The 23,383-nt window shown below is 71.3% G+C and carries 24 protein-coding genes and 1 pseudogene; 12 read left to right on the top strand and 13 right to left on the bottom strand.

What is annotated here, in order from left to right:
- Positions 1–4: 4 nt before the first annotated feature.
- Genes K8Z49_RS41025 through K8Z49_RS41015 form a run of 3 tightly spaced genes read right to left on the bottom strand, consistent with a single transcriptional unit; the run spans position 5 to position 713 of the window.
- Positions 5–205: a hypothetical protein gene (locus tag K8Z49_RS41025; protein WP_075022162.1), complete on the bottom strand. Its 201-nt coding sequence runs from the start codon at positions 203–205 to the stop codon at positions 5–7.
- Positions 202–516 carry a hypothetical protein gene (locus K8Z49_RS41020; protein WP_412516717.1) on the bottom strand — a complete coding sequence of 105 codons (315 nt, stop codon included), beginning with the start codon at positions 514–516 and terminating at the stop codon, positions 202–204. The genes K8Z49_RS41025 and K8Z49_RS41020 overlap by 4 nt, the downstream gene beginning before the upstream one ends.
- Positions 513–713, bottom strand: coding sequence for a hypothetical protein (locus K8Z49_RS41015; RefSeq protein ID WP_143118561.1), 201 nt, complete (start codon positions 711–713; stop codon positions 513–515). The genes K8Z49_RS41020 and K8Z49_RS41015 overlap by 4 nt, the downstream gene beginning before the upstream one ends.
- Before the next feature lie 205 nt (positions 714–918).
- Between K8Z49_RS41015 and K8Z49_RS41010 the strand changes: the two genes are divergently transcribed.
- A complete protein-coding gene (locus tag K8Z49_RS41010) occupies positions 919–1,716 on the top strand; it encodes a helix-turn-helix domain-containing protein (RefSeq protein ID WP_412516716.1) in 798 nt (265 codons plus the stop codon).
- Positions 1,713–1,916: a DUF397 domain-containing protein gene (locus K8Z49_RS41005; RefSeq protein ID WP_021595060.1), complete on the top strand. Its 204-nt coding sequence runs from the start codon at positions 1,713–1,715 to the stop codon at positions 1,914–1,916. The genes K8Z49_RS41010 and K8Z49_RS41005 overlap by 4 nt, the downstream gene beginning before the upstream one ends.
- A gap of 488 nt (positions 1,917–2,404) precedes the next feature.
- On the opposite strand, the gene K8Z49_RS41000 is transcribed toward K8Z49_RS41005, so the two are convergent.
- On the bottom strand, positions 2,405–3,733 hold the full coding sequence (locus K8Z49_RS41000; protein ID WP_412516715.1) for a helix-turn-helix domain-containing protein: 1,329 nt from the start codon (positions 3,731–3,733) through the stop codon (positions 2,405–2,407).
- Positions 3,734–3,799: 66 nt separating this feature from the next.
- Between K8Z49_RS41000 and K8Z49_RS40995 the strand changes: the two genes are divergently transcribed.
- The 4 genes from K8Z49_RS40995 to K8Z49_RS40980 all read left to right on the top strand — a co-directional run bounded on the left by K8Z49_RS40995 (position 3,800) and on the right by K8Z49_RS40980 (position 7,753).
- Entirely contained in the window at positions 3,800–4,237 is a 438-nt protein-coding gene (locus K8Z49_RS40995; protein ID WP_412521265.1) for a DUF397 domain-containing protein, read from the top strand.
- Positions 4,238–4,415: 178 nt separating this feature from the next.
- Entirely contained in the window at positions 4,416–4,769 is a 354-nt protein-coding gene (locus K8Z49_RS40990) for a hypothetical protein (RefSeq protein WP_024935399.1), read from the top strand.
- On the top strand, positions 4,766–7,162 hold the full coding sequence (locus tag K8Z49_RS40985; RefSeq protein WP_021595056.1) for an NB-ARC domain-containing protein: 2,397 nt from the start codon (positions 4,766–4,768) through the stop codon (positions 7,160–7,162). The genes K8Z49_RS40990 and K8Z49_RS40985 overlap by 4 nt, the downstream gene beginning before the upstream one ends.
- Positions 7,163–7,186: 24 nt before the next feature.
- Positions 7,187–7,753, top strand: coding sequence for a DEAD/DEAH box helicase (locus tag K8Z49_RS40980; protein WP_412516714.1), 567 nt, complete (start codon positions 7,187–7,189; stop codon positions 7,751–7,753).
- A 6-nt stretch (positions 7,754–7,759) separates the two neighbouring features.
- Here K8Z49_RS40980 and K8Z49_RS40975 read toward each other — a convergent pair whose 3' ends face one another.
- Positions 7,760–8,698, bottom strand: coding sequence for a helix-turn-helix transcriptional regulator (locus K8Z49_RS40975; protein WP_181663326.1), 939 nt, complete (start codon positions 8,696–8,698; stop codon positions 7,760–7,762).
- A 129-nt stretch (positions 8,699–8,827) separates the two neighbouring features.
- Between K8Z49_RS40975 and K8Z49_RS40970 the strand changes: the two genes are divergently transcribed.
- Positions 8,828–11,113, top strand: a complete 2,286-nt coding sequence (locus tag K8Z49_RS40970) for a PA domain-containing protein (RefSeq protein WP_412516713.1) — start codon at positions 8,828–8,830, stop codon at positions 11,111–11,113.
- 83 nt (positions 11,114–11,196) lie between these two features.
- On the opposite strand, the gene K8Z49_RS40965 is transcribed toward K8Z49_RS40970, so the two are convergent.
- The 5 genes and pseudogenes from K8Z49_RS40965 to K8Z49_RS40945 all read right to left on the bottom strand — a co-directional run.
- The gene (locus K8Z49_RS40965; RefSeq protein WP_021595052.1) at positions 11,197–11,679 is read right to left on the bottom strand and encodes a hypothetical protein; all 483 of its coding nucleotides are present in this window, start codon (positions 11,677–11,679) and stop codon (positions 11,197–11,199) included.
- A gap of 345 nt (positions 11,680–12,024) precedes the next feature.
- Positions 12,025–13,701, bottom strand: a complete 1,677-nt coding sequence (locus K8Z49_RS40960; protein ID WP_412516712.1) for a serine/threonine-protein kinase — start codon at positions 13,699–13,701, stop codon at positions 12,025–12,027.
- An 88-nt stretch (positions 13,702–13,789) separates the two neighbouring features.
- Positions 13,790–14,758: a TIGR03557 family F420-dependent LLM class oxidoreductase gene (locus K8Z49_RS40955; protein WP_021598729.1), complete on the bottom strand. Its 969-nt coding sequence runs from the start codon at positions 14,756–14,758 to the stop codon at positions 13,790–13,792.
- Between the two features lies 1 nt (position 14,759).
- Positions 14,760–14,924: a ferritin-like domain-containing protein gene (locus K8Z49_RS40950; RefSeq protein ID WP_284454831.1), complete on the bottom strand. Its 165-nt coding sequence runs from the start codon at positions 14,922–14,924 to the stop codon at positions 14,760–14,762.
- Between the two features lie 104 nt (positions 14,925–15,028).
- A pseudogene (locus tag K8Z49_RS40945) lies at positions 15,029–15,139 on the bottom strand (bacterioferritin); the annotation flags it as partial.
- Between the two features lie 373 nt (positions 15,140–15,512).
- Between K8Z49_RS40945 and K8Z49_RS40940 the strand changes: the two are divergent.
- The 4 genes from K8Z49_RS40940 (at position 15,513) to K8Z49_RS40925 (ending at position 18,574) form a co-directional block, all read left to right on the top strand.
- A complete protein-coding gene (locus K8Z49_RS40940) occupies positions 15,513–15,734 on the top strand; it encodes a hypothetical protein (RefSeq protein ID WP_021598731.1) in 222 nt (73 codons plus the stop codon).
- A gap of 97 nt (positions 15,735–15,831) precedes the next feature.
- Positions 15,832–16,071, top strand: a complete 240-nt coding sequence (locus K8Z49_RS40935; protein WP_021598732.1) for a hypothetical protein — start codon at positions 15,832–15,834, stop codon at positions 16,069–16,071.
- Positions 16,068–17,417, top strand: coding sequence for a hypothetical protein (locus tag K8Z49_RS40930; protein WP_075022172.1), 1,350 nt, complete (start codon positions 16,068–16,070; stop codon positions 17,415–17,417). Before K8Z49_RS40935 ends, K8Z49_RS40930 begins: the two co-directional genes overlap by 4 nt.
- A 182-nt stretch (positions 17,418–17,599) precedes the next feature.
- Positions 17,600–18,574, top strand: coding sequence for an alpha/beta hydrolase (locus K8Z49_RS40925; RefSeq protein WP_244938696.1), 975 nt, complete (start codon positions 17,600–17,602; stop codon positions 18,572–18,574).
- On the opposite strand, the gene K8Z49_RS40920 is transcribed toward K8Z49_RS40925, so the two are convergent.
- The 3 genes from K8Z49_RS40920 to K8Z49_RS40910 all read right to left on the bottom strand — a co-directional run bounded on the left by K8Z49_RS40920 (position 18,575) and on the right by K8Z49_RS40910 (position 22,211).
- Positions 18,575–19,789: a PP2C family protein-serine/threonine phosphatase gene (locus tag K8Z49_RS40920; RefSeq protein WP_412516711.1), complete on the bottom strand. Its 1,215-nt coding sequence runs from the start codon at positions 19,787–19,789 to the stop codon at positions 18,575–18,577.
- A 51-nt stretch (positions 19,790–19,840) separates the two neighbouring features.
- A complete protein-coding gene (locus K8Z49_RS40915) occupies positions 19,841–20,329 on the bottom strand; it encodes an MSMEG_6728 family protein (RefSeq protein WP_021598736.1) in 489 nt (162 codons plus the stop codon).
- A 73-nt stretch (positions 20,330–20,402) separates the two neighbouring features.
- Complete coding sequence (locus K8Z49_RS40910) at positions 20,403–22,211, bottom strand: serine/threonine-protein kinase (protein WP_412516710.1); 1,809 nt, start codon at positions 22,209–22,211, stop codon at positions 20,403–20,405.
- A 299-nt stretch (positions 22,212–22,510) separates the two neighbouring features.
- Here K8Z49_RS40910 and K8Z49_RS40905 point away from each other — a divergent pair, with 299 nt between their 5' ends.
- Complete coding sequence (locus tag K8Z49_RS40905; RefSeq protein WP_024935395.1) at positions 22,511–23,374, top strand: HalD/BesD family halogenase; 864 nt, start codon at positions 22,511–22,513, stop codon at positions 23,372–23,374.
- Positions 23,375–23,383: the final 9 nt, after the last annotated feature.

The following is a 23,383-nucleotide window of genomic DNA, read 5'->3' as shown; positions in this document are numbered from 1 at the left end:
AGGCTCAACAGTTCGATATCTCCTGGAGCCGCTGGCGGAGGACGAAGGCGTCTGTTGCCCTGATGAACAGGTCGTCGCCTCGGACTGCCATCCAGATCGGGCGTTCCGGGTCGGCGATGATGCCGAAGGTCGGGAACTCTCGCCTCAGTTCGGCAAGGTGCGCGGCCGGGTCGTGTCGCCATGCTCCGTCGTCGGTGGCCTTCACGCGGAGGCTCCCAGGTAGCCCTTGATCATCACCAAGGCGTCGGTGATGCGCTCGGACTCGGCTATGGGCTGCTGCCACGAGGTGAAGAACCAGTACCGGCCCTCGTCCTTGTCGTGCGGGCGGCGGATGATCGTGTCGCCAGAGATCCCCTCGGCGCCGCAGCAGCTCCGCGCCGTGGAGGTCGTGTTGCGGACGACCAACCCCCCGGCCACGTAGTCGACCGTGAAACCGTGCGCCTTGAGATGCATCCCCAGGGCCTTCAGCCTGACGTACGACTCGACGGCCGGGGACTCGTGCTCGGGGACACTCACGGCCACCTCCTCGTGGACTCCGCAAGGGCGATCCGCTCGTACAAGCGCGTCTGGGCGTCGCAGAGCAGCCACAACTCGCCTTCGTCCCGGGCCTGCACCTCGGGAAGGCAGCCGTTGAGGACCTGGTAGTGGCTCAGCTCGGCGAGTCGCCGCGCCACGAAGCCGTCGCGCGATCGCGCACCGCGCCAATCGGGCATTAAGGAAATTCGCGCCATAGCAAAATCGTTCGATACCGACCTCTTGGACACCCCGAGGACCTCACTTTCTGTCGTTTCGCTGAAAAGCTTGCAAACAGCCTCCCTGTCCGGGTAAAAGTGCGGTAGTGACCGTTCCACACCGACGGTCAAGTCGAGCCAAGATCAACTCAACCATGCTCCCCAGGTTGACCCCCGGAGGCTTTTCATGGGTGAAAATCGAGCGCGCATCTTCTTCGGCACCGAACTCCGCGGAAAGCGCGAAGAGGCTGAACTCACGGGCAAGCAACTAGCGGATGCGCTCGGCTGCACACCCCAATGGATCAGCACCATGGAGAGCGGGCGCAAGGTGTCCGAGCAAAGCGCTCACGACCTCGACACCTTCTTCAAAACGGACGGCATTTTCTACCGCCTATGGAAGCTCGCTGGTGACATCGAGATCGAGCCCATTCTCCCCCCTGGCTTCACCGAGTACAACGCGCGCGAGAAAAAGGCCGATTCGATCCACGTCTACAACGCACTCCTGCTCAGCGGACTCTTCCAGACCGAGGACTACGCCCGCTCGATCTTCCGCGACGTCGAGGAATCCGTAGCGGAGGAACTGATTCAGAAACGCATGGAACGACGTGAGATCATGACCGGACAGAACGCACCTCGAATCTGGCTCACTCTCGACGAGAGCGTGCTACACCGTGTGATCGGGAGTCGGGACATCACGCGAAACCAGTTCGCCTACCTGCTGGAGTGCGGCCGCCGTTCCAACGTCATGCTCAACGTGGTTCCATGGAGCGCTGGCTACCACGCTGGCCTTGCGGGAAGCTTCACCATCCTGGGTTTCAACGACGGCACGAACATCGCATACACCGAGTCGGCAGGTGAAGGCATGCTCTTCGAGAAGCCTACGCGTGTGACGAGCTATGTCGTACGGTACGAGTTGCTGAAGGCTTACGCGCTGCCCATAGAGGAGTCGCGAGCCTTGATATCGACAGTGATGGAGAGTCTATGAGTGACATCACACACGTCCAGTGGCGCAAGAGCAGCCGTAGCGCTCACGAGGGCGGTGAATGCGTCGAGGTGGCGGATCTGGCTACCGTGGTGGGGGTACGGGACTCCAAGGATCCCCATGGGCCGAATCTGACCTTCAGTAGCGCAGCCTGGGCCGCCTTCACTAGCGACGTCAAGAGCAGCCAGCACGACCTGGCCTGACGCCCTCTGCGCTTACACCCCAGAGCCCTCGGCCACCTCTCGGCCGGGGGTTCGTCGCTTTCAAGATCTGCTCGGTGATGACTGGCCTGCCCCCATAATCACGGCGTTTGAATCCCACCCATCCCGTCAACGGATGGTCGCCTCATACCCGCCCCACCACACCTGGGACTGCGAGCGTTCCGCCCGGCACGGCCCCGGTGTGCGTTGACGCCCTGCGCCTCATCCGGCTGTCCAACTCCCACTGCCCCTCAGCGTCAAGATTCACTCGGGTGCGGTCGTGTTCGCGTGTCCCTGCATACCGCCTCGGCCAGCGGATGCTTGTCCTGGCAAGCGAGTTGCCGCAGCGCGTGGACGTGTGCACCTTGGTCGGCGCCATCGCACACAGCGGATGCCTCACCTCGGTCTGGATCCCGGCCATGAACGGGGAGCCGGTTAGACGTGGGCCCTCCGCCAGGCAGCAGGCTAGGAAACGCGGTTGGCTGACAGCCTTACCGTGCCCTGGTGTCCGGCCGCACGATCGCGGCCAGTTCGCGGGCGCCGTGTACCCGCGGATGCCGTTGCACCATCTGCACTGCCATCCGACGGATCGCCGGTCGTCCCGCCATTTCCGCCGGTGCTTGGGCGTGCGCGGCCAGCAGCCGCTGAGTCGCCTGTTCCGGGCGACCGCGTAGCCATTCCGCGCGGGCCATGTCGGTGTGCAGCCGGGCTCTGCGCTCGGGGGTCGGGAACATTCCCGGGCGCAGGTCCCGGCCCGCCGCAAGAGCCTCACCCGCGTCACCGAGCGCCCAGCGCACCCCGACCTTGTAGAGGGAGACCTGCGCACGGTCGATGGAGAAACGGGCCGACAGCGCCCATCCAGGGGGCTGCTGCTCAGGGAGGCGGATCACGGCCTGCCAGGCGTCCTCGATCATCTCAAGCGCTCGGTCGCGGTCGTCGGCGAGCGCCGCGTTGTAGGCGGACGTCGCCAGCATCTGCGCGTACGTTCGGGCCTGCGCAGGGTCGGCGAGTCCGGCACGGGCGACCCGCGCGGCCGCCTGCAGGGTGAGTTGCTCGGCGAGCTGGTGCTGCCCTTCGTGCCGCAGCACGATTCCCCGGGTGCGTGCGGCCGCGGCCATCGCGACCGGGTCCTCGGATCGGTCGGCGTGCAGCGCGGCCCAGTCCGCCGCGATGTGGGCCTGCCGGTTCGCGCCGACCTTATTGAGCGCTTCGGCCGCCAGGTCGTAGCAGGCGCCGGCGAGAACGAACCCGGCGGAGTCCTGCGTCTCGCCTGCGGCGTGACCTGCGGTCGCGAGGAGCTCGGGCAGCTCGGACAGCAGCCGGTTCAGCTCACCGGCGTGCCACAACCGCCGGGCCTGCATCAGTTGCCGCATGATCTGCTGCCGGTTCAACGGCAGCGCGGGCGGGGACGCCGCCGCCAGCACCTTGTCCATCGGGACCAAGGCCGACAGCGGAACGGCCAGTCCGGCGGCGACGAATGAGCGACGGCGCATGGGGTCCTCCGGTGCCGCAGTGGCCACATTAGTGACCACCGTAACCGCAGAAGCCTCTGCAAGCCCGAGAAGCTCGGCTAACACGCTGGGTGGAATCTCCAGCGCGCCGACGATCAGCCGTAACTTCGCCATATCGGTGATGGCGGTACGGCTGGTCTCCAATCGCGACACCGTCGACCGGGAGAACCCGGCGGCCTTCCCCAGCTCCTGCTGGCTCCAGCCGCGACGCTCGCGCGCCAGCCGGATCAAAGCGCCGAGATCGTGGGCATCGATCAGCGCCCGCACCATGGCCGAGCGCCAGAACCGGTCTGATTTGACGGGCACCATCACAGGCTCCCCGGGGACACGCCTCGCTCGGCACGGTACGTGACCACGCTTGAGCTGCCCAGAGGAATGTGCACCATCTGCACACTTGCGCGGCCTGCGCACGTCGGCCGCCCAGCCGTGCCGATCGGCGATCCAATGGCCCTGAACCACTCTCCGCCGCCGTTCCGACCGTCTACCGACCCGGTCACGCGGACGACGGTGCGGCAGTGGGTCCTCCTCACGCGCGTACAAGAAAGGCAGGTTCTGATCCCCATGTCCACCCTGGACCCGGCAGGCCGACTCGGCAGAACTGAACGCCCTGCTCCTCTAACGGCCTGGCGTAAGAGCCGCCGGTCCATGAGCGGCAACGATTGCGTCGAAGTGGCCGTCCTGGACCCGGCCGGCCACACCATCGGGATCCGCGACAGCAAGAACGCCACGGGGCCCATCATCGCCGTCCCCCTTCCGCACTGGCATGCCCTGCTCGGCTACATCAGACAGGGCAACGACGACCTCACCGTCTAGGGGGTCACGTTCCAGTCGTGATGCACCGCCTGGAACGGGCCCCATCGGGACGGACCGGAATGACCATGCCGCTCTGTCCATTAGCGGAGACGGCGGAGCTTCGGGGCACCATGGGTTCATGACGGCTCGGACAAGGATCGTTGCAGGGCTGGCCACCGGTTTATGCGGCCTGGTCACGGTGGGCTTGGTCGTCCTGGTCGTCGCGGTGGACCTGGATACCGCCGACAAGACCGCGAGCGTCGTCGGGGCGCTCGCCGGGCTGGCAGGGACGGCAGTGTCCGTCTACGTGCTGTCCCGGACGCCGGAGGACGGCTCCACCGTCGAGGCGTCGGGAGCACGGTCGGTCGCGGCGGGCGGCGGCATCGGACGCGCCGTCACCGGTGACCGCGTCCAAACCGGCCCCGCCCCGGCACCGCGGGCGAGCCCGGGATCCGCAGGACCAGCGGGTCCCGTCCGGGCGAGCGGTGACGGCAGCGTCGCGGCGGGCGGCGACATCCACGAGGCCGTCACCGGCGACGAGACCCGGCCATGACCCGCGGGCGCGGCCGACGACGGCAGGGCACCGGCGCCGACCCGGGAGTCCAGGCCATCGGCGGCAAGTCCGTAGCGGCCGGCGGGGACATCGGCGTGGCGGTCACCGGTGACAACAGCGGAGTGACCGTCCAGCTGCCCGCGCCCGAACCAGCCGTCCCCCGGCAGCTCCCGCCGGCGCCCGCCGACTTCACCGGCCGCGGAGCCGAGCTGCGCGACCTGCTGGCGCAGTGCTCCGACGAGACGGCGAACCGTCCACCCGTGGTGATCTCCGGGCTGGCGGGGGTCGGCAAGTCGGCGCTCGCGCTGCGTCTCGCGCACGACCTCGCCGCCCGTTTTCCGGACGGGCAGCTCTACGGCGCGATGCGTGCTCAGGACGGAGCCCTCACGTCGGAACTGGTGCTCCCCGGGTTCCTGCGCGCGCTGGGCAAGTCCCCGGGCGACGTCCCGGCGGACCCGGCCGAGCAGGCGGCGTCGTTCCGCTCCCTCCTGGCCGGTCGCCGGGTCCTGGTGATCCTGGACGACGTCACCTCCGAAAGCCAGGTACGACCGCTGCTGCCGGGCGGAACGTCCAGCCTGGTCATCGTCACCAGCCGGAACCCGCTGCCCGCGCTGGCCGGGGCCGCCGTCTGCCACCTCGGGCTCCTCGACCCGGAGGAGAGCCTCGAACTGCTCGGTGCGATCGGCGGGACCGCCCGGGTGGCCGCGGATCCGGCGGCGGCCCAGCGGATCGTGGAGGCGTGCGGGCGGCTGCCGCTGGCGATCCGCATCGCCGCCGCGCAGCTGCGGGCCCGCACCGACTGGACGCCCGGCCACCTCGCCGAGCGGCTCTCGGACGTCCGCAGCCGGCTGAGCAGGCTGCGGATCCACGACCTGGACGTCCGCACCTCCTTCGAGCTGTCCTACCGGGACCTGCCCGCCGACGCCGCCCGGCTGTTCCGCCGGCTGGCGGCGACTCCCGGCCCGACGTTCGGGACGGACCTGGCCGCCGCGCTGATGGGCATATCCGCGGCCGACGCCGACGATCTCCTCGGCCGGCTCCTGCTGGACCGGCTCATCGAGTCCGCCGACGAGCCCGGCCGCTACCGCACGCACGACCTGATGCGGCTCCTGGCCATCGAACTGGCCCCCAAGCACGGCGACGACGACCCGGCGCTGGAGGCGATGTTCACCTGGCATCGGGACAAGATGAACATGGTGCTGCGAAGCCTGTTCCCCGGCGCCGTAGCCGGGATGTCCGGCGTTCCCTCCTCGCCGCCGCCGCTGCCGGCGGAGTCCCGGGCCTGGCTGGACGCCGAAGAGGACGCCCTCATCGGCCTGCTCGGCTACAGCGACCATCGCGGTTTCGACCCCTACACGGTATCGATGGCCTACGCGGTCACCGTCATCGCCGAGTCCCGCGCCATGTGGGCCGTCTGGGAGAAGGCGTGCGAGTTCGGCCTGGCGGCGGCCCGGCGCCTGGACGACCGCAACGACCAGGCTCTGCTGCTGGAACGGCTCGGCGACTACCGCGTCTTCAGGGAGTCCGACGGAGACGCGGCGACCGCGGCCTTCACCCAGGCCGCGGAACTCGTGGATGCCGCCGAGGCGCCGGGCCTGGCCTGCAACATCCACTACCGGCTCGCCCAGATGTACCGGCTGAGCGGCCGTCCGGACGACGCCGAACGGGAGATCGCGGCTGCCCAGGCCATCGGCGCCGCCATGGACGACCCGATCGCCGGGCAGGTCGCCGACCAGTTCCACGCTGAGGCGCTGGTGGATCGTGGCCGGTACAGAGAGGCGATCGACCTGCTCTCCCCCATGACCACGGTGTGGGAGAACCTTCCGTCGCTCCAGGAGGTGCCGCTGCTCACACTGCTCGCCAAGGCTCTGACCGGCGCCGGCCGCCACGCCGACGCGGCCGAGCGGCTCGAACGCTGCCGGACGCTGTGCCGGAACGACGAGGTACGCGCCCACGCCCCCAGAACGCTGCTGATGCTCGGCCAGGCATACCGTGCCCTCGACCGCGACGCCGATGCCCAGGACGCCTGGGAGGAAGGACTTCTCCTGTTCGAGAAGACCCAGCACGTCTTCAACCCCGGCATGGCCGGACGCCTCGCGTACGAGCTGGCCGACCTCTGCTCCCGGCGGGAGGAGCACGCCGCAGCCGACGAGTACTTCGCGCTGGCAGCGGAATGCTTCGGCCACGCGGACCAGCCGTTCAACCGGTCCGGTGCCCTCGACCGCCAGGCCCGGGAGAAACTCGCCCTGGACGACCCCGAAGCCGCCACCGCCATCTGGCGGACCGCCCTCGCCGGGCTCCACGACACCGGCGACGAAGCCCACGCCGAGGAGAGCCGCCGGTTGATCAAGATCGAACTCGCGGCGGTGGCCAGGAACCGCAGGCGCCGCTGAACACGCGCCCGAGGTTGAGGGCGGTTGAGCGGGTTGCTCCCGCTGCTGACACGGATGGCGGCGGAGTCGTGGGCCGCGCCGTCCCTGCTGTATCTGGCGCCGCTCAACAACCTTTTGCCGCGACTGGAGACGGAATCACTGGAATCCATGCTGGTCAGCACGAAGGTCGATCAGCGCCGCTGGTTCTCCGGGCTGCGGGCCGTGGTGGTGGACGAGGTTCACGCGTTCGCCGGCGACGACCGGGGCTGGCACCTGCTGGCCGTCCTGGAGCGGCTGGCGCGGCTCACCGGCCGCCCAGTCCAGCGCGTCGGCCTGTCCGCGACCGTCGGGAACCCGGACGCACTGCTGCGCTGGCTGCAAGGCTCGTCCCGCCGCCCCGGCCAGGTCATCGCGCCGGGCGTGAACCTGCCCGCCCGCCCGGACCCGCACCCGGTCTTCACGGACGGCCCCGGGCCCGCGCCGGATGGGGAGGTACAACTCGACCACGTCGGATCGGTCGCCAAGCGGCTCGCGGAGGCGACGCTTTCCGCACGGCTGGCCGACCTGCCTGGTGCCGAGATCGTCCTCGGCGAGCCCTGTCGCCTGCTCTGAGCAATCTCAGGGGTCGAGGTGGTGGGTGTAGAGGGCGCCGGCTTGGAAGCGGGTGCGGGCTCCTAGGCGGTCGCAGAGGTCGCGGACGCGGCGCTGGACGGTGCGGGTGCTGATGGAGAGGCGGCGCGCTATGGCGTCGTCGGTGAGGCCCGCGGCGAGGAGGGTGAGGACGGCGTCGTCCGGGGCGTCCTCGCCGGGGAGCGGGAGGGCGCCGCGCCACAGGGCCTCGAAGAGGGAGACGAGGGCGTCCAGCAGGGCCGAGGGGTGGACGATGAGGGAGCTGTCGACCGAGCTGGCGTGCTCGGAGGTCAGCGGGAGCATCGCGGTGCGGCCGTCGGCGATGGCCAGCTTGATCGGGACGGCGCCGAGGCGGGCCTGCTCGCCGGAGGCGACGGCGCGGCGGACGCGGTCGAGCGCTCCGGGCTCGCCGAACGCCTCGGGGCCGTAGATGCCGCGCACCCGGATGCCGCGGCGCATCGTGCGTTCCTGCTCCTCGCTGGAGACCGTGACGTCGGTGGCGAACGGCGGGTGGACCAGGACGATCAGCTCCTCGCGGGCGCCCTGGAGGAGCTGCAGGTAGCGGCGGGCCACGGCGGCCCGGCCGCTGACGACCTCGACGAGCTCCTCCGGGTGCGGGGCGGCCTCGGCGAGGAGGGGGCCGATGGCGGCGCGGGTGCGGGCTATCTCCTCCTGGCGGCTCGCGACCAGGGCCTCCACGGCGACGTGGGGCGGGGTGGCCAGGAGGCGGAGCGGGCGGCCGGCCAGGCGGGTCACGAGCCCGAGCTCCTCCAGGCGCGGCAGGAGGCGGCGCACGGCGGCGGCCGACGTGCCGAGGCGCGCGGCGAGGCCGGCGAGGGTGGACGGGCCCTCGCGGAGCAGGCCGCGGTAGGCCGTCTCCTCGGCGGCGGTGACGCCGAGTCCCTCCAGCAACGGCGAATCGGACACGTCCCAAATGTAGAGGTCTTCCGTCCGTTTGGCGGGTTCCCGCCATGGCGGAAGCCGCCATCCCCGCCCCTTGGATCTCGGTGATCACCGAAACGACAATCAAGATCCACTTTATGGGGAGGGATGGCCATGTGGCTGAAGACCGCAGCCGCTCTGGGAGCCCTGGGGTTCGGCGTCCTGGTGCCGGTCGCGCCCGCGGAGGCGGACGCCGGTCCGGCTTCCGCCCTGCGAGGGCAGAGCGGAGCCTATGACGTCATGCTGCCCACCGGGGACACCGTCCACGTCGAGGGCAGGGGCACGACGGTGACGCCCGGTCCGGGACGCGATCCCGCGTTCTCGGTCAGGCACGGCGGCGGTGACCTGTACGTCGTCCCGGACGACCGGCTCACCGACGACCCGGAGCGCTACAACGTGACGGCGCTGCACGAGCGCCGCCGCCCGGCCGCGCCGGCGCCGAGGGCGTCCGGTGAGCTCGTCGCCGTGCGCGTGAAGAGCATCGCGCGCGACGGGCGGCCGGGGCTCGGCACGGCCGGCTTCCTGAACGTCGCGGACGCGTCGCTCGGCAACGCGCACCGGCCGCTGCCCGGGAACCCGGACGGGCCGTGCACCGACGCCCGCTGGGAGGACTCCGGCTGCGTCCTGCTGCGGCCCGGCACGTACTCCGTGCTCGGCGTCATCAAGACCATGCCGTCGTGGGCGTCGAGCACCGGTTCCGAAAAGCCGCTCAACTTCAGCCTCGTCGGCTACCCGGAGATCGAGATCACCGGGGACACCGAGATCGTCCTCGACGCGCGCAAGGCGGAGGAGGTGACGGTCCGGACGCCCGGACACGCCACGAAGGCCAACCTCGGCGCGATCAGCCACCTGATGTGGACCCGCGGCACGGAGCGCGGCCAGGCCGTGAACGAGGGCGTCTACATGAACAGCAACGCCAAGCTGGAGGAGCGGGTGTTCCTGCAGCCGACCGCGAAGGTCCGCTCCGGGACGTTCGAGGCGTACACCCGGTGGCGGCTGGAGGCGCCCGCCATCACGATGCGGGCCCGGGGCCGCTCGCTGAACCCGATGTACTACCCCGCGAGCTACTTCAGCGACACCTCGGACCAGTTCCCCCGCCTGGACGGCAGGACGAGCATGCGCGTCGCGGACGGGGACCGGCCCGGCGCCGATCTCCGCGGCCGGCTCGCGCTCGTCCAGCGCAGGGACGGCGTGCCCGTCGCCGAGCTGTCCAACCGGGCCGCGAAGGCGGGCGCCCGCATGGTGGCCGTCTACAACGACAAGCCGGGCGTGAACGACGACCCGGGCGGCTACGGGACGCAGTTGAAGGTTCCGACCGTGCGTCTCTCCCAAGAAGAAGGACGTGCTCTCCTACGCCGGAACAACACCGTCGTGACGGCGGCGGGCGTCGTGGACAGCCCGTACCAGTACGACCTCATGTTCCCGGAGACGGGGCGGGTGTCGAAGAACCTGCACTACGTCGCGCGTACCCGGGACCTGGCGCGGCTCGACAACGCCTACCACGGCACCGGCTCCATGACCACGGCCCGCTACAGCCTGCGTCCCTGGGAGGAGCTCTCGATCGCCTACGCCCAGCCGTTCACCGGCGCCCCCAGGACGCGCGTGGAGTACGTCTCCGCGGACCCGAAGACGACGTGGTCCGCCATGGCCGCCACGCCGGAACAGCCGTACAACCACGCGTTCCCCACGCCGAAGATCCCGCACGTCATGCTGAGCGGAGGTCCGGCGTCCGCGTACAAGCCCGGCTACCGGGGTACGCGAACGTGGTTCAAGGGCCCGCTCGCAGGCGGGGTCAATCCGCAGGCACCGATCGCCCGCAACGGTGACGGGATCCGCTTCAGCATGGGGCTGGTGGACGCCGCGGACAACTTCGCCGGGGCGTACTCCAGCTCGTTCCCGGACGGCTTCGTCACCGACTTCCGCGTCTACCGGGACGGCACGCTGATCGCCCAGACGCCCAACCGCGTGACCGGCACCCTGGCGACGACGCCGGACGACGCCGAGTACCGGGTGGAATGGAACTTCGCCAATACCGCCCTTTGGGCGCGGCAGTCCACGCGCACGAACACGTCCTGGACGTTCCATTCCGCGCACACCACCGATACGACCGTTCTGCCGCTGCTCCAGGTCGGTTATGAAGCCGATCTGGACCTGCGGAACAGAACCCGTTCTCGGACGCTGAAGCTGAAGGTCGACCGGCAGGACGGCTCGCCCGCGCGATTGAAGCGCCTGACGCTTCAGACGTCGTTCGACGACGGCGCCACGTGGACGGCCGTGCCGCTGAGGAACGGCATCGCCCGGCTCCACGGAAAGGGAACGGTGTCGCTCCGGGTCAACGCCGAGGACGCCGCGGGCAGCACGGTCGCCCAGGAGATCGTCCGCGCCTACGAGCTGCACTGAGGGGGCCGTGACCCCGGCGGGGACCGCCGGGGTCACGGCGCGGGGACCGGCTCGGCTGACGTCGGGCCGGCCGGGTCCCCCGGTCAGGCCTGCGCGAAGTCGTAGGCGGCGGTGATGGTGGCGGAGGACGGGCAGAAGAACCCGCTGGTCTTGTTGACGGTCTGCTCGGTGAAGGTGGCGGTGACCGGGAGGTCGGTGCCGGTGAAGCCGCCGGTGATGCTGCCGGCGTAGGTGCAGCCGATGGCGCTCATGGAGAAGCCGCTGATGGTGGCGACCCCGTCGTTCAGGCTGCCGCTCCACGGCAGGTTCTGCGGGGTGACGGTCACGCCGCAGCCCTCGACGGACGCCGAGGTGATGGACAGGGCGCCGTCCTCGGCGATCGTGCCGGACAGCGTGGAGCCGGTGCAGGAGGCGGGGATTCCCGCGTCGATCGTCATGGTCCCGTTGAGGGTGGCCGTGAAGTCGCCGGCGGTCCAGGCCAGGGCGGGGGTGGCGGTCACGGCGACGGCGAGGGCCGCCGCGGCGAAGGCCGAGCCGAGCGCGGCCGTCTTCGTGGTGCGGGACAAGGGAGTCCTCATTTCGAACGGTGGGCGTCGCGCCTGCACCCGAAGGAATGGGGTGGGACGCCCCCGAATCCGCGCGCGGCACCGCCCGTGGCCAATGGACGGCGCTGCGGTCGTGAGTCGAGGGCCGGGAGCCGGGAACCGCCGTGTCCGCGTCGACGCACGGTTCCGACTTCCAAGTAGAACGCGTTCTACTTGGAAGATAGACAACGGCCACCATCCGGTCAATACCTGATCAAAATCTCTCATTCCCTCGACGGCGGACCGGCCGCGGCAATTACCCGAACCTGTCCGTAATTTACCATTAAGGTCGCCGTTTTCCAGCGGCGGCGGTCGCCGTTCCCGGGCTCAGCACACCTTGAAGGTGCGGGTGATCTCCTGGTGGCTGGGGCTGATGAGGACCATCCGGTAGCTGTGGGTGCCCTTGGACTCCGACTGCGCGCCGCCGCTGGAGAAGGACGGCTCCGCGGCCCACGAGATCGGGTGGCCGTCGCCGAGCCGGCCGTCGAAGTAGATGCTGAACTTGATCGGCGTCGGGTTCCGGCTGCCGGTGATCCGGTACCTGAGGTCGACGGGGCTGGGTTCGCAGGCGGCGCCGGTGCCGACCGTGAAGTAGTCGATCCGGGCGGTCGGGCCGCTCGTGCCGCCGCCGGAGCCGGAGCCGCCGCCCCCGCTCCCGCCCGAGCCGCCGTCCGAACCGCCGCCGGAGTTCCCGCCGCCCGAGCCGCTGCCCGAGCCGGAGCCCGAGCCGGGCTTCGAGGGACCGGACGAACCGCCCTTCCCGCGGCCCGGCGTGGACGCGGTGCCCGACGGGGACGGACTGCCCGAGGGCCCGGTCGTCGCCCCGCCGCCGGTGGCATCCACCCCGCCGGGCCCGGTGCGCCCCTGCGGGTTGGTGCCCGTGTAGCCGGCCTGGTCGCGCTCCTCCGCCCCGGACGCGTCCGGCCAGAACGTCCAGACCGCGGCACCCGCGAGGAGCGCCACCACCAGGGCCGCCGCGCCCGCCCCCAGAAGGACGACGGGACGGCGTCCGGCGGACGCCCGTCCCTTCCGGCCGCCGTCGCCGACCGTGTGCGGCGCCCCGGGCATCGGGGCGGCCGCGGGCCTCGCCGCCGGCGCCGCGAAAGCCTGAGCGGGAGCAGGAGCAGGAGCAAGAGCGGGAGCGGGACGCGGCGGGTCGACCACCGTCCGCGCGTCGGCCGGGCCCGTCGCCTGGGTCTGGGCGCCCAGCAGGCGCAGCAGGACCGCCTGCATCGCCGGGCGCCGGGCCGGGTCCTTCGCCAGGCACGCGGTCACCGTGGCGCGCAGGGGCTCCGGCATGTCGCCGAGGTCCGGCTCGCCCTGCAGGACGCGATGCATGATCGCGGGGAAGGTGTCGGCACCGAACGGCGGCCTCCCGGTGGAGGCGCAGGCGATCACCGAGCCCCACGCGAACACGTCGGCGGGCGGGCCCGCCGGGTCGCCGGCGAACTGCTCGGGCGCCATGTACGCGGGCGTCCCGATGATGCTGCTGGTCACGGTGAGCGGCGACTCGACGTCCCGGGCGATGCCGAAGTCGATGACCCGCGGGCCGTCCGGGCCGAGCAGGACGTTGGACGGCTTGAAGTCGCGGTGCACGACCCCGGCCTCGTGGATCGCGGCGAGCGCCGTCGCGGTCGCCACCGCGAGCCGCCGCAGCGCGGCGCCGTCCCGCGGCCCCGCCTGCTGGAGGGCCTGCTGGAGCGACGGCCCCTCGACGTACTCGGTCACGATGTAGGGGCGGCGGTCGTCCAGCGACGCGTCGAGCACCTGCGCGATGCAGAACGGGTCGACCCGGCGGGCCGCGGCGATCTCCTTGGTGAACCGCTCCCGGACGCGCGGCTCGGCGGCCAGCTCCGCGCGGAGCACCTTCACCGCGACGGGAACCCCGTCGGCGCCGTGGCCGAGGTAGACGACGCCCTGGCCGCCCATGCCGAGCCGCCCGGACAGCCGGTAGGGGCCGACGGCGGTGGGGTCGTCCGGGGTCAGGGGTTCGGTCTCCGGCATCGGGGGTGACTCCTGGAGGGGCGGGAGCGGGTTACGCAACCTTATTGGATAAATGATCTCCCTCCCCGCCCCGCCGGGAGACCGGCGGTCAGCCGAAGCGTTCGCGCAGCGCCGGGAGGAGGTCGGCCTCCGCCCACGTCCGGAAGTCCTTCTGGTGGTCGGCGCCGGACTGGCAGAAGGAGATGTGGGTGAAGCCCGCGTCCGCCCACTGCCGGACGGCCTCCAGGTAGTCGTCCACGTCGTCGCCGCACGGCACCGACTCGGCGACGTCCTCGGGCCGGACGGTCTTCGCCGCCGCCTCGAAGTTCACCGGGCCCGGCAGCTCCGCCATGACCTTCCAGGCCGGGACGGAGAACCTCCAGATGCGGTGCGCGCGCTCCTTGCACTCGTCGCGGTCGTGGCCGTAGGAGACCGGGATCTGGCCGTAGACGGGCTTTCCCGCCCCGCCCTCGGCATGGAAGACGCCGACGGTGCCCTCGACGGGCTGGTCGGAGATCAGCAGGTCGGCGTGCCGCGCGGCGAGCCGTCCCGCGCGGGGCCCGTAGGCGGCCATGCCGATGCGGACGGGCTCGCCCGGCAGGTCGTACAGCTTCGCCGAGTCGACGGTGAAGTGCCGGCCCCGGTAGTTGACGTGGTCGCCGGTGAACAGCGCGCGGATGATCTCGACGGCCTCGGCGAACATCTCGTGCCGGACGTCCACCGACGGCCAGCCGCGCCCGACGACGTGCTCGTTGAGGTTCTCCCCCGCGCCGAGGCCGAGCGTGAACCGGCCGTCCGACAGCACGCCCATCGTGGCGGCCTTCTGGGCCACGACTGCGGGGTGGTAGCGCATGATCGGGCAGGTCACGAACGTCATCAGCGGGATGCGGTGGGTGGCCTGGGCGAGGGCGCCGAGCACCGACCAGGCGTAGGCGGAGTGGCCCTGGTCCTCCAGCCAGGGGAAGTAGTGGTCGGAGATGACCGAGTAGGCGAAGCCCGCCTCCTCCGCCTCGACGAGGTCGGCGACGAGCTGCTTCGGCGGTGTCTGCTCGCAGAGCAGCGTGTACCCGAATTCCATGTCAGTTCCCCAGGAGGTCCATGAGGTCGTCGGCGTGCTCTTCCTCCTCGGCGAGGATCTGCTCCATCAGCCGGCGGGTGGTGACGTCGCCGTCGCCCAGCCAGCGGATGATCTCCTGGTAGGACTCGATGACGATCCGCTCCGCGACGAGGTTCTCCTGGAGCATCCCCCGAGGTCGCCGTCGTCGAAGGTCACGTAGGTCGTGTGGGACCGCGCGGCGATCGTCCGGGGGTCGAAGTCGGGGTCGCCGCCGAGCTGGCTGATCCGCTCCGCGGCGCGCATCGCGTGGTCGCGCTCCTCGTCGGCGTGCTCGCCGAACTCGGCGGCCACCTGCGCGCGGTCGATCCCGGTCGCGCTGATCGCGTGCTGCGCGTACCGCATCCAGCAGACGATCTCGGTCGCCAGGACGTCGTTGAGGACGCCGATGACCTCCTCGGGGCTCCTGCCGTACCCCGCGGTCACCGGGCCGTCCGCCATCTTCTGGCGGGCGCGGTCCCGGATCGCCGCGACGTCGATGCTGAAGCTGCTCTCGGCCATTCTCCCACTCCTCCCATCGGGCCAGGACGTAGGCGTCCCTACCCGGCAGGAGCCGCTCATGCCTCCGCCCCCCGCTCGCGGAGCCGCTGATCAACGGGCGCTTGGCTACGGCCAGTGACATCTGCTATACGTAGAGCTACCCGCTCCGATCGGGGCGGGGAAGGACATCCGGTATCCACCTTGGAATCCGGGCGTGACAAGGAAGAAAAGGAACCACATGAAGTCCTACAGCTACACCGAGCTGGCCGAGCTGACCGGCGAGGTCCTGCCGGAGCGCGCCGTCCTGTCCACCCTCCTCGTCGGTGGTGGCAACGGCGGCCACTCGATCGTGCCGAACTGCGCGACCAACGTCGTCAACCAGAGCGGCAGCCTCGGCCAGCTGCTCCTGGCGGGCCCGAACACCACCACCGTCGCCTGCAGCGGCGCCACGGTCGGCTGACTAGACCGAGCATGATCGCGGGCTCGCGCCCGCACGGAAGGGCTGGTGATTCCCGCCAGCCCTTCCCCCTCTTTCCGGACGATCTGAAAGCGAACCGATGAGCACAACGAACCCTCACACCCTCAGCTACGCCGACCTCGACAGGCTGTCGGGCGAGGTGCTCCCCGGGCGGCTGCTGCTGTCGGCCGCCGGCCACGGGGGCGACCTCGACGCGGTGTACGCCTGCCAGTACACCCACTCGGCCGGGACGTCCGGCGTGCTCGACACCGGGCTGCTCGCGGAGGCCGAGCGCACCACGGTGACGTGCTTCCCCGTCGTGGTCCACCACGGGTCATGAGCACCCCCGCGGACCAGGCCACCGGCGGCGCCGGCGCTCCGGCGGCGCTCACCCTTCCCACGATCGCCGACGGCGCCGAGTTCGCCGGCGAGTTCAAGAACTCCGGCTACCGGGAGCCGCCCCAGCTGGTCTGCCTGCCCAACCGCCAGCTCGTCCGGCTGCCGCCGCTGCTGTTCCTGGTCGCGAAGGCGCTGCACGACCACCGCGAGCTGGCCGGGACGAAGGACGTGACGGCCGCGCTCGACACCGTGGCCGCGGCGGTCAGCGAGCAGGCGGGCGCCCGGCTCACCGCCGAGCAGCTCGTCTACCTGGTCGACCACAAGCTCGCCCCGCTCGGCGTGACGACCTACAGCGACGGCACCCCGCCTCCCGTCGTCAAGGCCGACCCGTTCCTCGGGCTGAAGTTCAAGGTCGCCGTCTTCCCGGAGTCGGTCACCTGGTTCGTCGCCGGGCTGTTCGGCTGGCTGTTCAAGCCGCTGATCGTGGCCGTCGCGGTGGCCGGCGTCATCGCCGGCGAGGTGTGGGTGCTGACCACGCGGTCGATCGCCGAGGCGCTCCAGCAGACCCTGCTCGCCCCGGTGAGCATCCTGCTGATCATGGCGCTGGGGGTGCTGTCGTGCGCCTTCCACGAGGTCGGGCACGCGGCCGCCTGCCGCTACGGCGGCGTCCGCCCGGGGGTCATGGGGTGCGGCATCTACCTGGTGTGGCCCGCGTTCTACACCGACATCACCGAGTCGTACCGGCTCGGCCGCGCCGGACGGCTCCGCGCCGACCTGGCCGGCGTCTACTTCAACGGGCTCTTCGTCGCCGGGCTGATCCTGCTCTACCTGGCGACGGGGTACGAGCCGCTGCTCGTCGCCGTGCTCTACGTCAACATCGAGATCATCCAGCAGCTGCTGCCGACGCTGCGGTTCGACGGGTACTACATCATGTCGGACCTGATCGGCATCCCCGACCTGTTCAAGTACATCGGCCCCATCCTGCGCCGGACGCTCCTGCGCCGCCCGGCCGACGAGCGGCTCCGCGACCTCAAGCGCTGGCCGCAGGTCTTCGTCACGGCCTGGGTGCTGACCATCGTCCCGCTCCTGGCCGTCCAGATCGGCCTCATCGTCACGCAGATCCCGAACCTGGTGATGAAGGACTGGTGGATGATGCGCCGGCTCGCCGCCTCCGCGTCCGCCGGGGCGAGCCCGCTCGAACTGCTCACCTCCGGGCTCCAGATCCTGCTGCTGGCGCTCCCGCTGGCGGGCGTGCTGCTGATCCTCTACATGATGGCGAGCTGGCTGGTGCGGCGGGCCGTCCGCTTCGTCAACGCGCCCGTCCAGGAGACCGCCTCCCGGGCCTGAGCGGACCGCCGGGCGCGCACCGACCGGCCGGGAAATGCATTTTATACAATTTTGACGAAATGCTTGGGGCGGCCGGCCCGCGGGAATCCATTCCGGTGAGGAGAGAAAAGCGCTGACCGCGCCTCTCCTTTTTCCTGCAAAGGCCGGCCCATCCCCCGCCGGTGTTTCCGGAAGGCCCCGCATTGCTCCGCCGCAGTACCCCCGCCGTATGGCTGGGGGCCTTCGCCCTGCTCGCTCCCGGCGCCGTCGTGGATCGGTCCACGGCCTCCGCCGCGCCCCGCGCCGAGGTCGTCGCCGAGACGGCGGTCGCGCCCCGCACCGTGGACCTGACCATCGGGTCCCCCGCCATGGACCGCCGCGAGAAGGTCCGGCTCCTCCTGCCCCGCGGCTGGTCGAGGGACGCCGGACGCACCTGGCCCGTCCTGTGGCTGCTGCACGGCGGCGTCGACGACCACACCGCCTGGACGCGCGACACCGACGTCGCCGACCTCACCGCCCGGAGCGAGCTGATCGTCGTCATGCCGAACGGCGGCCGGTGCGGCAATTACTCCGACTGGTGGAACTACGGCCGCGGCGGATCCCCGCGTTGGGAGACGTTCCACATGACCGAGCTGCGGCACATTCTCGAACGGGACTACGGCGCCGGACGGGAACGCGCGGTCGCCGGCAATTCCATGGGCGGCCTCGGCGCCATGCTGTACGCGGCCCGCTTCCCAGGGATGTTCCGGGCCGCGGCGGCGTTCAGCGGGTACGTCGACACCCTGCACGGCCACGAGCCCGGCGACGGTTCGACCGGCTGGGGGCCGTCCTTCTCCTGCCCCGGCACCGACTGGCGGCGGGTGTGGGGCCACCCCGACCACCAGGCCGCGATCTGGCACGCGCACAACCCGGCCGACCTCGCGGGGCGGCTGCGCGGCGTCCGGCTGTGGGTGGCCAGCGGCAACGGGAAGGCCGGCTCCCTCGGCGGGATGCCGTTCACGGACCCGGTGGAGGCCGCCGCCCACGCCAACGCGCACGCGTTCGTGAAGCGGCTCCGCGACGAGGGCGTCCCGGTGACCACGCGCTTCTTCGACGGGCAGCACGACTGGCCGTACTGGCAGCGCGACCTGCACGAGGCGTACCCGGCGCTGATGAGGTCCCTCGGTCTCCCCGGCTGATCAGGTCGCGACCACGGGCGCGCCCGCGTCCTCGCGCCCGGACGTGCCGTGCCATTCGAGGACGAGGACGGTCGCGTCGTCGTCCAGGCGTCCGGCATGGTGCCTCAGGATGCTGTGGGTGAGGCGCCGGAGCGTCTCGGGGACGCCCAGCCCGCCGGCGTTGTGGCGGATGATGAAGTCGATGAACCGGGCGAGGCCGAACTCGTCCTTGTTCGGGTCGCGGGCCTCGACGATGCCGTCGGTGTAGAGCAGAACGCGGTCCCCCGGTTCGAGCTGCTCCTCGCAGACCTCGGCGCTCACCCCGAGATCGGTGCCGAGGGGGTGGCCCGGCTCGCAGCGCAGCGAGGTGACCCACCGGCCGCCCCGGATGATCACGGGCGCCGGGTGCCCGTGCAGGATCCACGAGAGCATGCCCGTCCGCAGGTCCAGGTCCGCCAGCGCCGCGGTCACGAACCGGCCGGAGGAGTCCTGTTCGAGCAGGATCTCCTCGATGGCGCGCCCGACGTCCCGCAGGGGCACGCCCTGCAGCCGGAGGTTGCGTCCCGCCGCCACCGCCAGGTTCGACGTCAGGCCGGACGCGGTGTCGTGGCCCATGGCGTCGAACACGCTGAGGTGCACGATGTCGCCGGCCAGGGCGTAGTCGAAGGCGTCGCCGCCGAGCTTGTAGGCCGGCTCCAGGGCGGCGCCGATCACCATCTGGTCGTTGGCGAAGCTCAGCGGCGCCATCATCCGCCACTGCATCTCGGCCGACACCGTCATCTCGCGGGTCCGGACCAGCCGGGCGTAGGTGTCGCTGTACGGCCCCTTGCTGACGATCATCAGGGCGACCAGGCCGGCGAGGTACTCGACGTCCTGCCGGGCCCGCTCGTCGTCCTGCGGCAGCGTGGCCCGCAGGACGCCGATGCGCTCGGTGCCGTCGAGGATCGGCGCCCAGTACCGGGCCGTCCCGTCCGGGAACGCCTGTCCCGCCACCGTCTGCACCGTCTGGAACGCCCGCCCCGCCACCGTCCTGTCGATCTGGAGGTCGGTCTCGGTACCGGCGTCCGGCCCCACGGCGGACGGCGTGCCGGGCAGCCGGCGCAGCACCGTCTGCTGGAGATCGACGACATAGATCTCCACGTCGTGCAGGCCCACCTTCGCGGCGTGCTCGGACACCGCGCCCGGTAGCTGCTCCATCGACATCAGATGGCTGGCCGCCAGCAACTCCCTCAGCATGGGCTCGCCGCCCCACATCCTCGCTCGCGGACGGTTCCGTATCCTGACCCTCTACCCACCTGCGGGTTTCCCATGTGGCCGCCGGTCCGAGGCGGGCCAGACGTAGGGCAGGTCGTCCGGCACGTCCGGGAAACGGGAGCGGTAGAAGACCGGATCCTTGCGGACGAGCGCCGAACGGTGGCTGCGGTGGAACGCCGGGTCGCCGAGCCAGGGAGGCAGGTCTCCCGCCACGGCGAGCCCGTCCTGGTCCCGCGGGCGCCGCACCCCCGTTCTCTCGGACAGGTCCGCCACCAGCGTCCCGGCGCAGGTGTCGCCGTGGCCGAGCCCGCACCAGCGGTCGCAGATCTCCAGGCCGTACCGGACGAGCGCCTCCTCGTAGCCCGTCCACATCCGCGCCGCCGGGTGGTGCCGCCAGCCGTACCCCGGCACCGTCAGCGCCCGCAGCACCTGGATGGTCTCGACGCGCTGCTTACCGAGCCTGCGCGGGTCGAGAACGTCCGCCGTGGCGGTGAAGTCCGCATACGGCAAGAAGGTCTGCATGACCGCCCCCTCGGTGCTCCAGCCCGCTACATACCCGCAGGTGAGCACCGGAACGTGCGGCGGCCGGCGACCGTCAGGACCGCGCCGGCGACGGGTTCTCGGGCAGCATCGCGACGATCTCGGGCTTCAGCATGGACCGGACGCCGGCGTAGGAGCCGCCGAAGCTCAGGTCGCCGCAGCCGTCGCTGCCACCGGCCAGGTAGGCGAGCTGGAACTCGGCGGGTGTGAAGAACGCGCTCAGGCGGGGCGGCGTGGGTTCGGGACCGCCCTCGGTCGGGGAGAACTCGGCGAGCTTGAACCGGCCGTCGGCAGAGCAGTCCGACCACTTGCGCTCGAACCTCTTGTACGAACGCTGCCGCACGAGCGACTGGAGCCGGGCGACGCCCGCGCCGGTCAGCGTCGCGGGCGTGAAGACGTCCCGGGCGGTGAGCCTGCGGCCGGTGCGCAGGTCCACGGTGACGACCTCGCCGCCGGGCGACCCGTCGGCCTGCAGGCAGTTGTCGGTGACCTGGAAGTAGCGTACGGAGACCAGCCGCGGCCCGCGCAGCCCGAGCCGGGCCTCGGTCCGTATCTTCACCGGGTTCCCCTTGCAGCCGAAGGTGGTCGAGATCCGCCGCGACATGGCGATGAGGCGGTCCAGCGGGCCGCGCAGCTCGGCGTTGATCCGGCGCTGCAGCGCGGCGTCCTTCAGGCCGCTGACCGTCGCGAACTGCGCGTTCTGGATCTGGATCTCCGGATTGCTGAGCGTGCGGTTGTCGGCGGCCATCCGGACGACCGCGACGGGCCGGGGCGGCGGCTCCTTGCGGTCCTGCACCGCGTACACGGCGCCGCCCGCCGTCGCGGTGACCACGGCGACGCCCGCGGCGGCCATCGTGCCCTTGCCGGCCGCGGTGGCGAGGAACCCCTTGCTCACGGCGGCCCCGGCGCCCGTCCCGCCGCCGGCCGTCCCGCCGGCTCCGGAGGCGGACGCCGCGCCCGCCGTGGTCGCGCCCGCCGTGGTGGCGGCGGCCCCCGGGGCGACGGCGAGCGCGCCCAGCGGGAACAGGGCGGCCAGGGCGACCGCGGCGGCGGCCAGGGAGCGGACGCCGCGCTGCTCCCAGTCGCTCCCGTACGCGGCGGCGGCGGTGTTCTCAAGCCAGGTCACGAACGCCGCGGCGCCGGGCGGCCGCTCCCCCGGGTTCTTGGCCAGCCCCTGCAGCACGAGGGGCCGCAGCGGGTCGGGGACGTCCTTCACGTCGACCGGCACGTTGAGGTGCTGGTTCATCAGCGCCGCCGGCTCGGACGCCACGAAGGGCCGGTGCCCGGTGACGCACTCCATGAACACGCACGTCGCGGCGTACACGTCGGTGGCGGGGGTGGCGGGGTCGCCGCGCCACTGCTCGGGCGCCATGTACACGGGCGTCCCCGAGCGCGAGCCCTCCCCGGCGAGGACGGCGACGCCGAAGTCGACCAGCTTGCTCAGGCCGTCGGACCGGACGACGACGTTGGCCGGCTTGTAGTCGCGGTGGACGACCCCGACGGCGTGGGCGGCCGCGAGCCCCAGCAGCGAGCCCTTCAGGACCAGCAGCGCCGCCTCCGGGGCCAGGGTCCCGTGCTCGCGCAGCACCTCCTTGAGGGACACGCCGTCGACCGCCTCCATCACGATCGCCGCGCCCTGGTCGCTCTCCACGAACTGGAAGAGGCGCGCCACGTACGGGCTGGTCAGCCGGCCGAGCATCTGCGCCTCGGCCCGCAGCGCGGTGATCGCCGCGGCGTCCCCCTCAGCGAGGTACTTGATGGCGACCGGCGTCCCGGACTCCGCGTGCCGGGCGAGGACGACCCGTCCCTGCGCCCCGCGTCCCAGTTCACGGTCCTCGGTGAACCCCGTCAGCCGCCAGTCCATCCCGTGCTCCGCCCTTCTTCGATCAAGCTCCACTGGACGGTGACGCCGCCACGTGCCGAAAGGTTCGCGGAAAGCCACGACGAGCGCCACCCCCGCCGGGCGCCGTCCGCCCGGAGGCGGGCGGTGAGATGGGACACACCTCCCCCGGACGGCGCGCGAGCCCGGGAACGGTCGAAGGCACAGGTCACGCCCCTCACTTATAGTTTTCTGACAAACCGCACCGGAAAAGCACAGCCATGAATTCACGGAAGGAATGTGCTAAAACGCGTCTGAGATCGGCCGACGCGGAAGGATCGTTCATGGGCGCAGCGGAGGCTCTCGGACGGGTGGTCGACACGGAGCGCTATCCGCTGGCCGCGCCGGGGAGCGCCGGGTGGGACGCGGTCGTTTCCCTGACCCGGAAGGACCTGGCGAAAACGGGGTGCTGCGTGCTGCCCGACTTCATTCGCCCGGCATTGCAGGACGCACTCCGCGCGGAATGCGCGGAGATCGCGCCGCGCGCGCATTACGACGTCGAAACGGTGAACGCCTACAACATCGACGTCGCCACCCCATTGCCGGAAGATCATCCCGGGCGTATCACCGTCGAGCGGGGCAACGCGTTCGTGGCCCGCGACCACATCCCCGGCGGCTTCATCGTCCACCGGCTCTATTCGAGCGAGCTCTTCCAGCGGTTCGTGGCGAGCTGCTTCGGACTGCCGCGGGTGCACGAGCTCGCCGACCCGCTGTCGGGGCTGTGCGTCAACGTGGTCAACCCGGGGATGGAGCATCCCTGGCATTTCGACACCAACGAGTTCACCGTCAGCCTGCTGACGCAGGAGCCGGAGGACGGGGGCGTCTTCGAGTACTGCCCGAACATCAGGTCGGCGGAGGCCGAGAACTTCGCCGACGTGCGCCGGGTGCTGACCGGGAACGGCGGCGACCTCGTCCGCGGCCTCACCCTCCGCCCCGGCGACCTGCAGCTGTTCAAGGGGCGGTACTCGCTGCACAGGGTCGGCAGGGTCCGGGGGAACACGGCGCGGCACACGGCGATCTTCGCCTACAGCGAGCGCCCGGGGGTGATCGGCAGCGTCGCGCGCACGAGGCAGCTCTTCGGCCGCGTCCTGCCCGAGCACCGGGCGGCGGCGGGCGGCGCCGTCCGGGTCGACCGGCTGCTCGACTAGGAGGGCGTG

Source organism: Actinomadura madurae, from assembly GCF_047130825.1.
Taxonomy (GTDB): domain Bacteria; phylum Actinomycetota; class Actinomycetes; order Streptosporangiales; family Streptosporangiaceae; genus Spirillospora; species Spirillospora madurae.
This window is presented reverse-complemented; position numbering and strand designations above follow the sequence as displayed.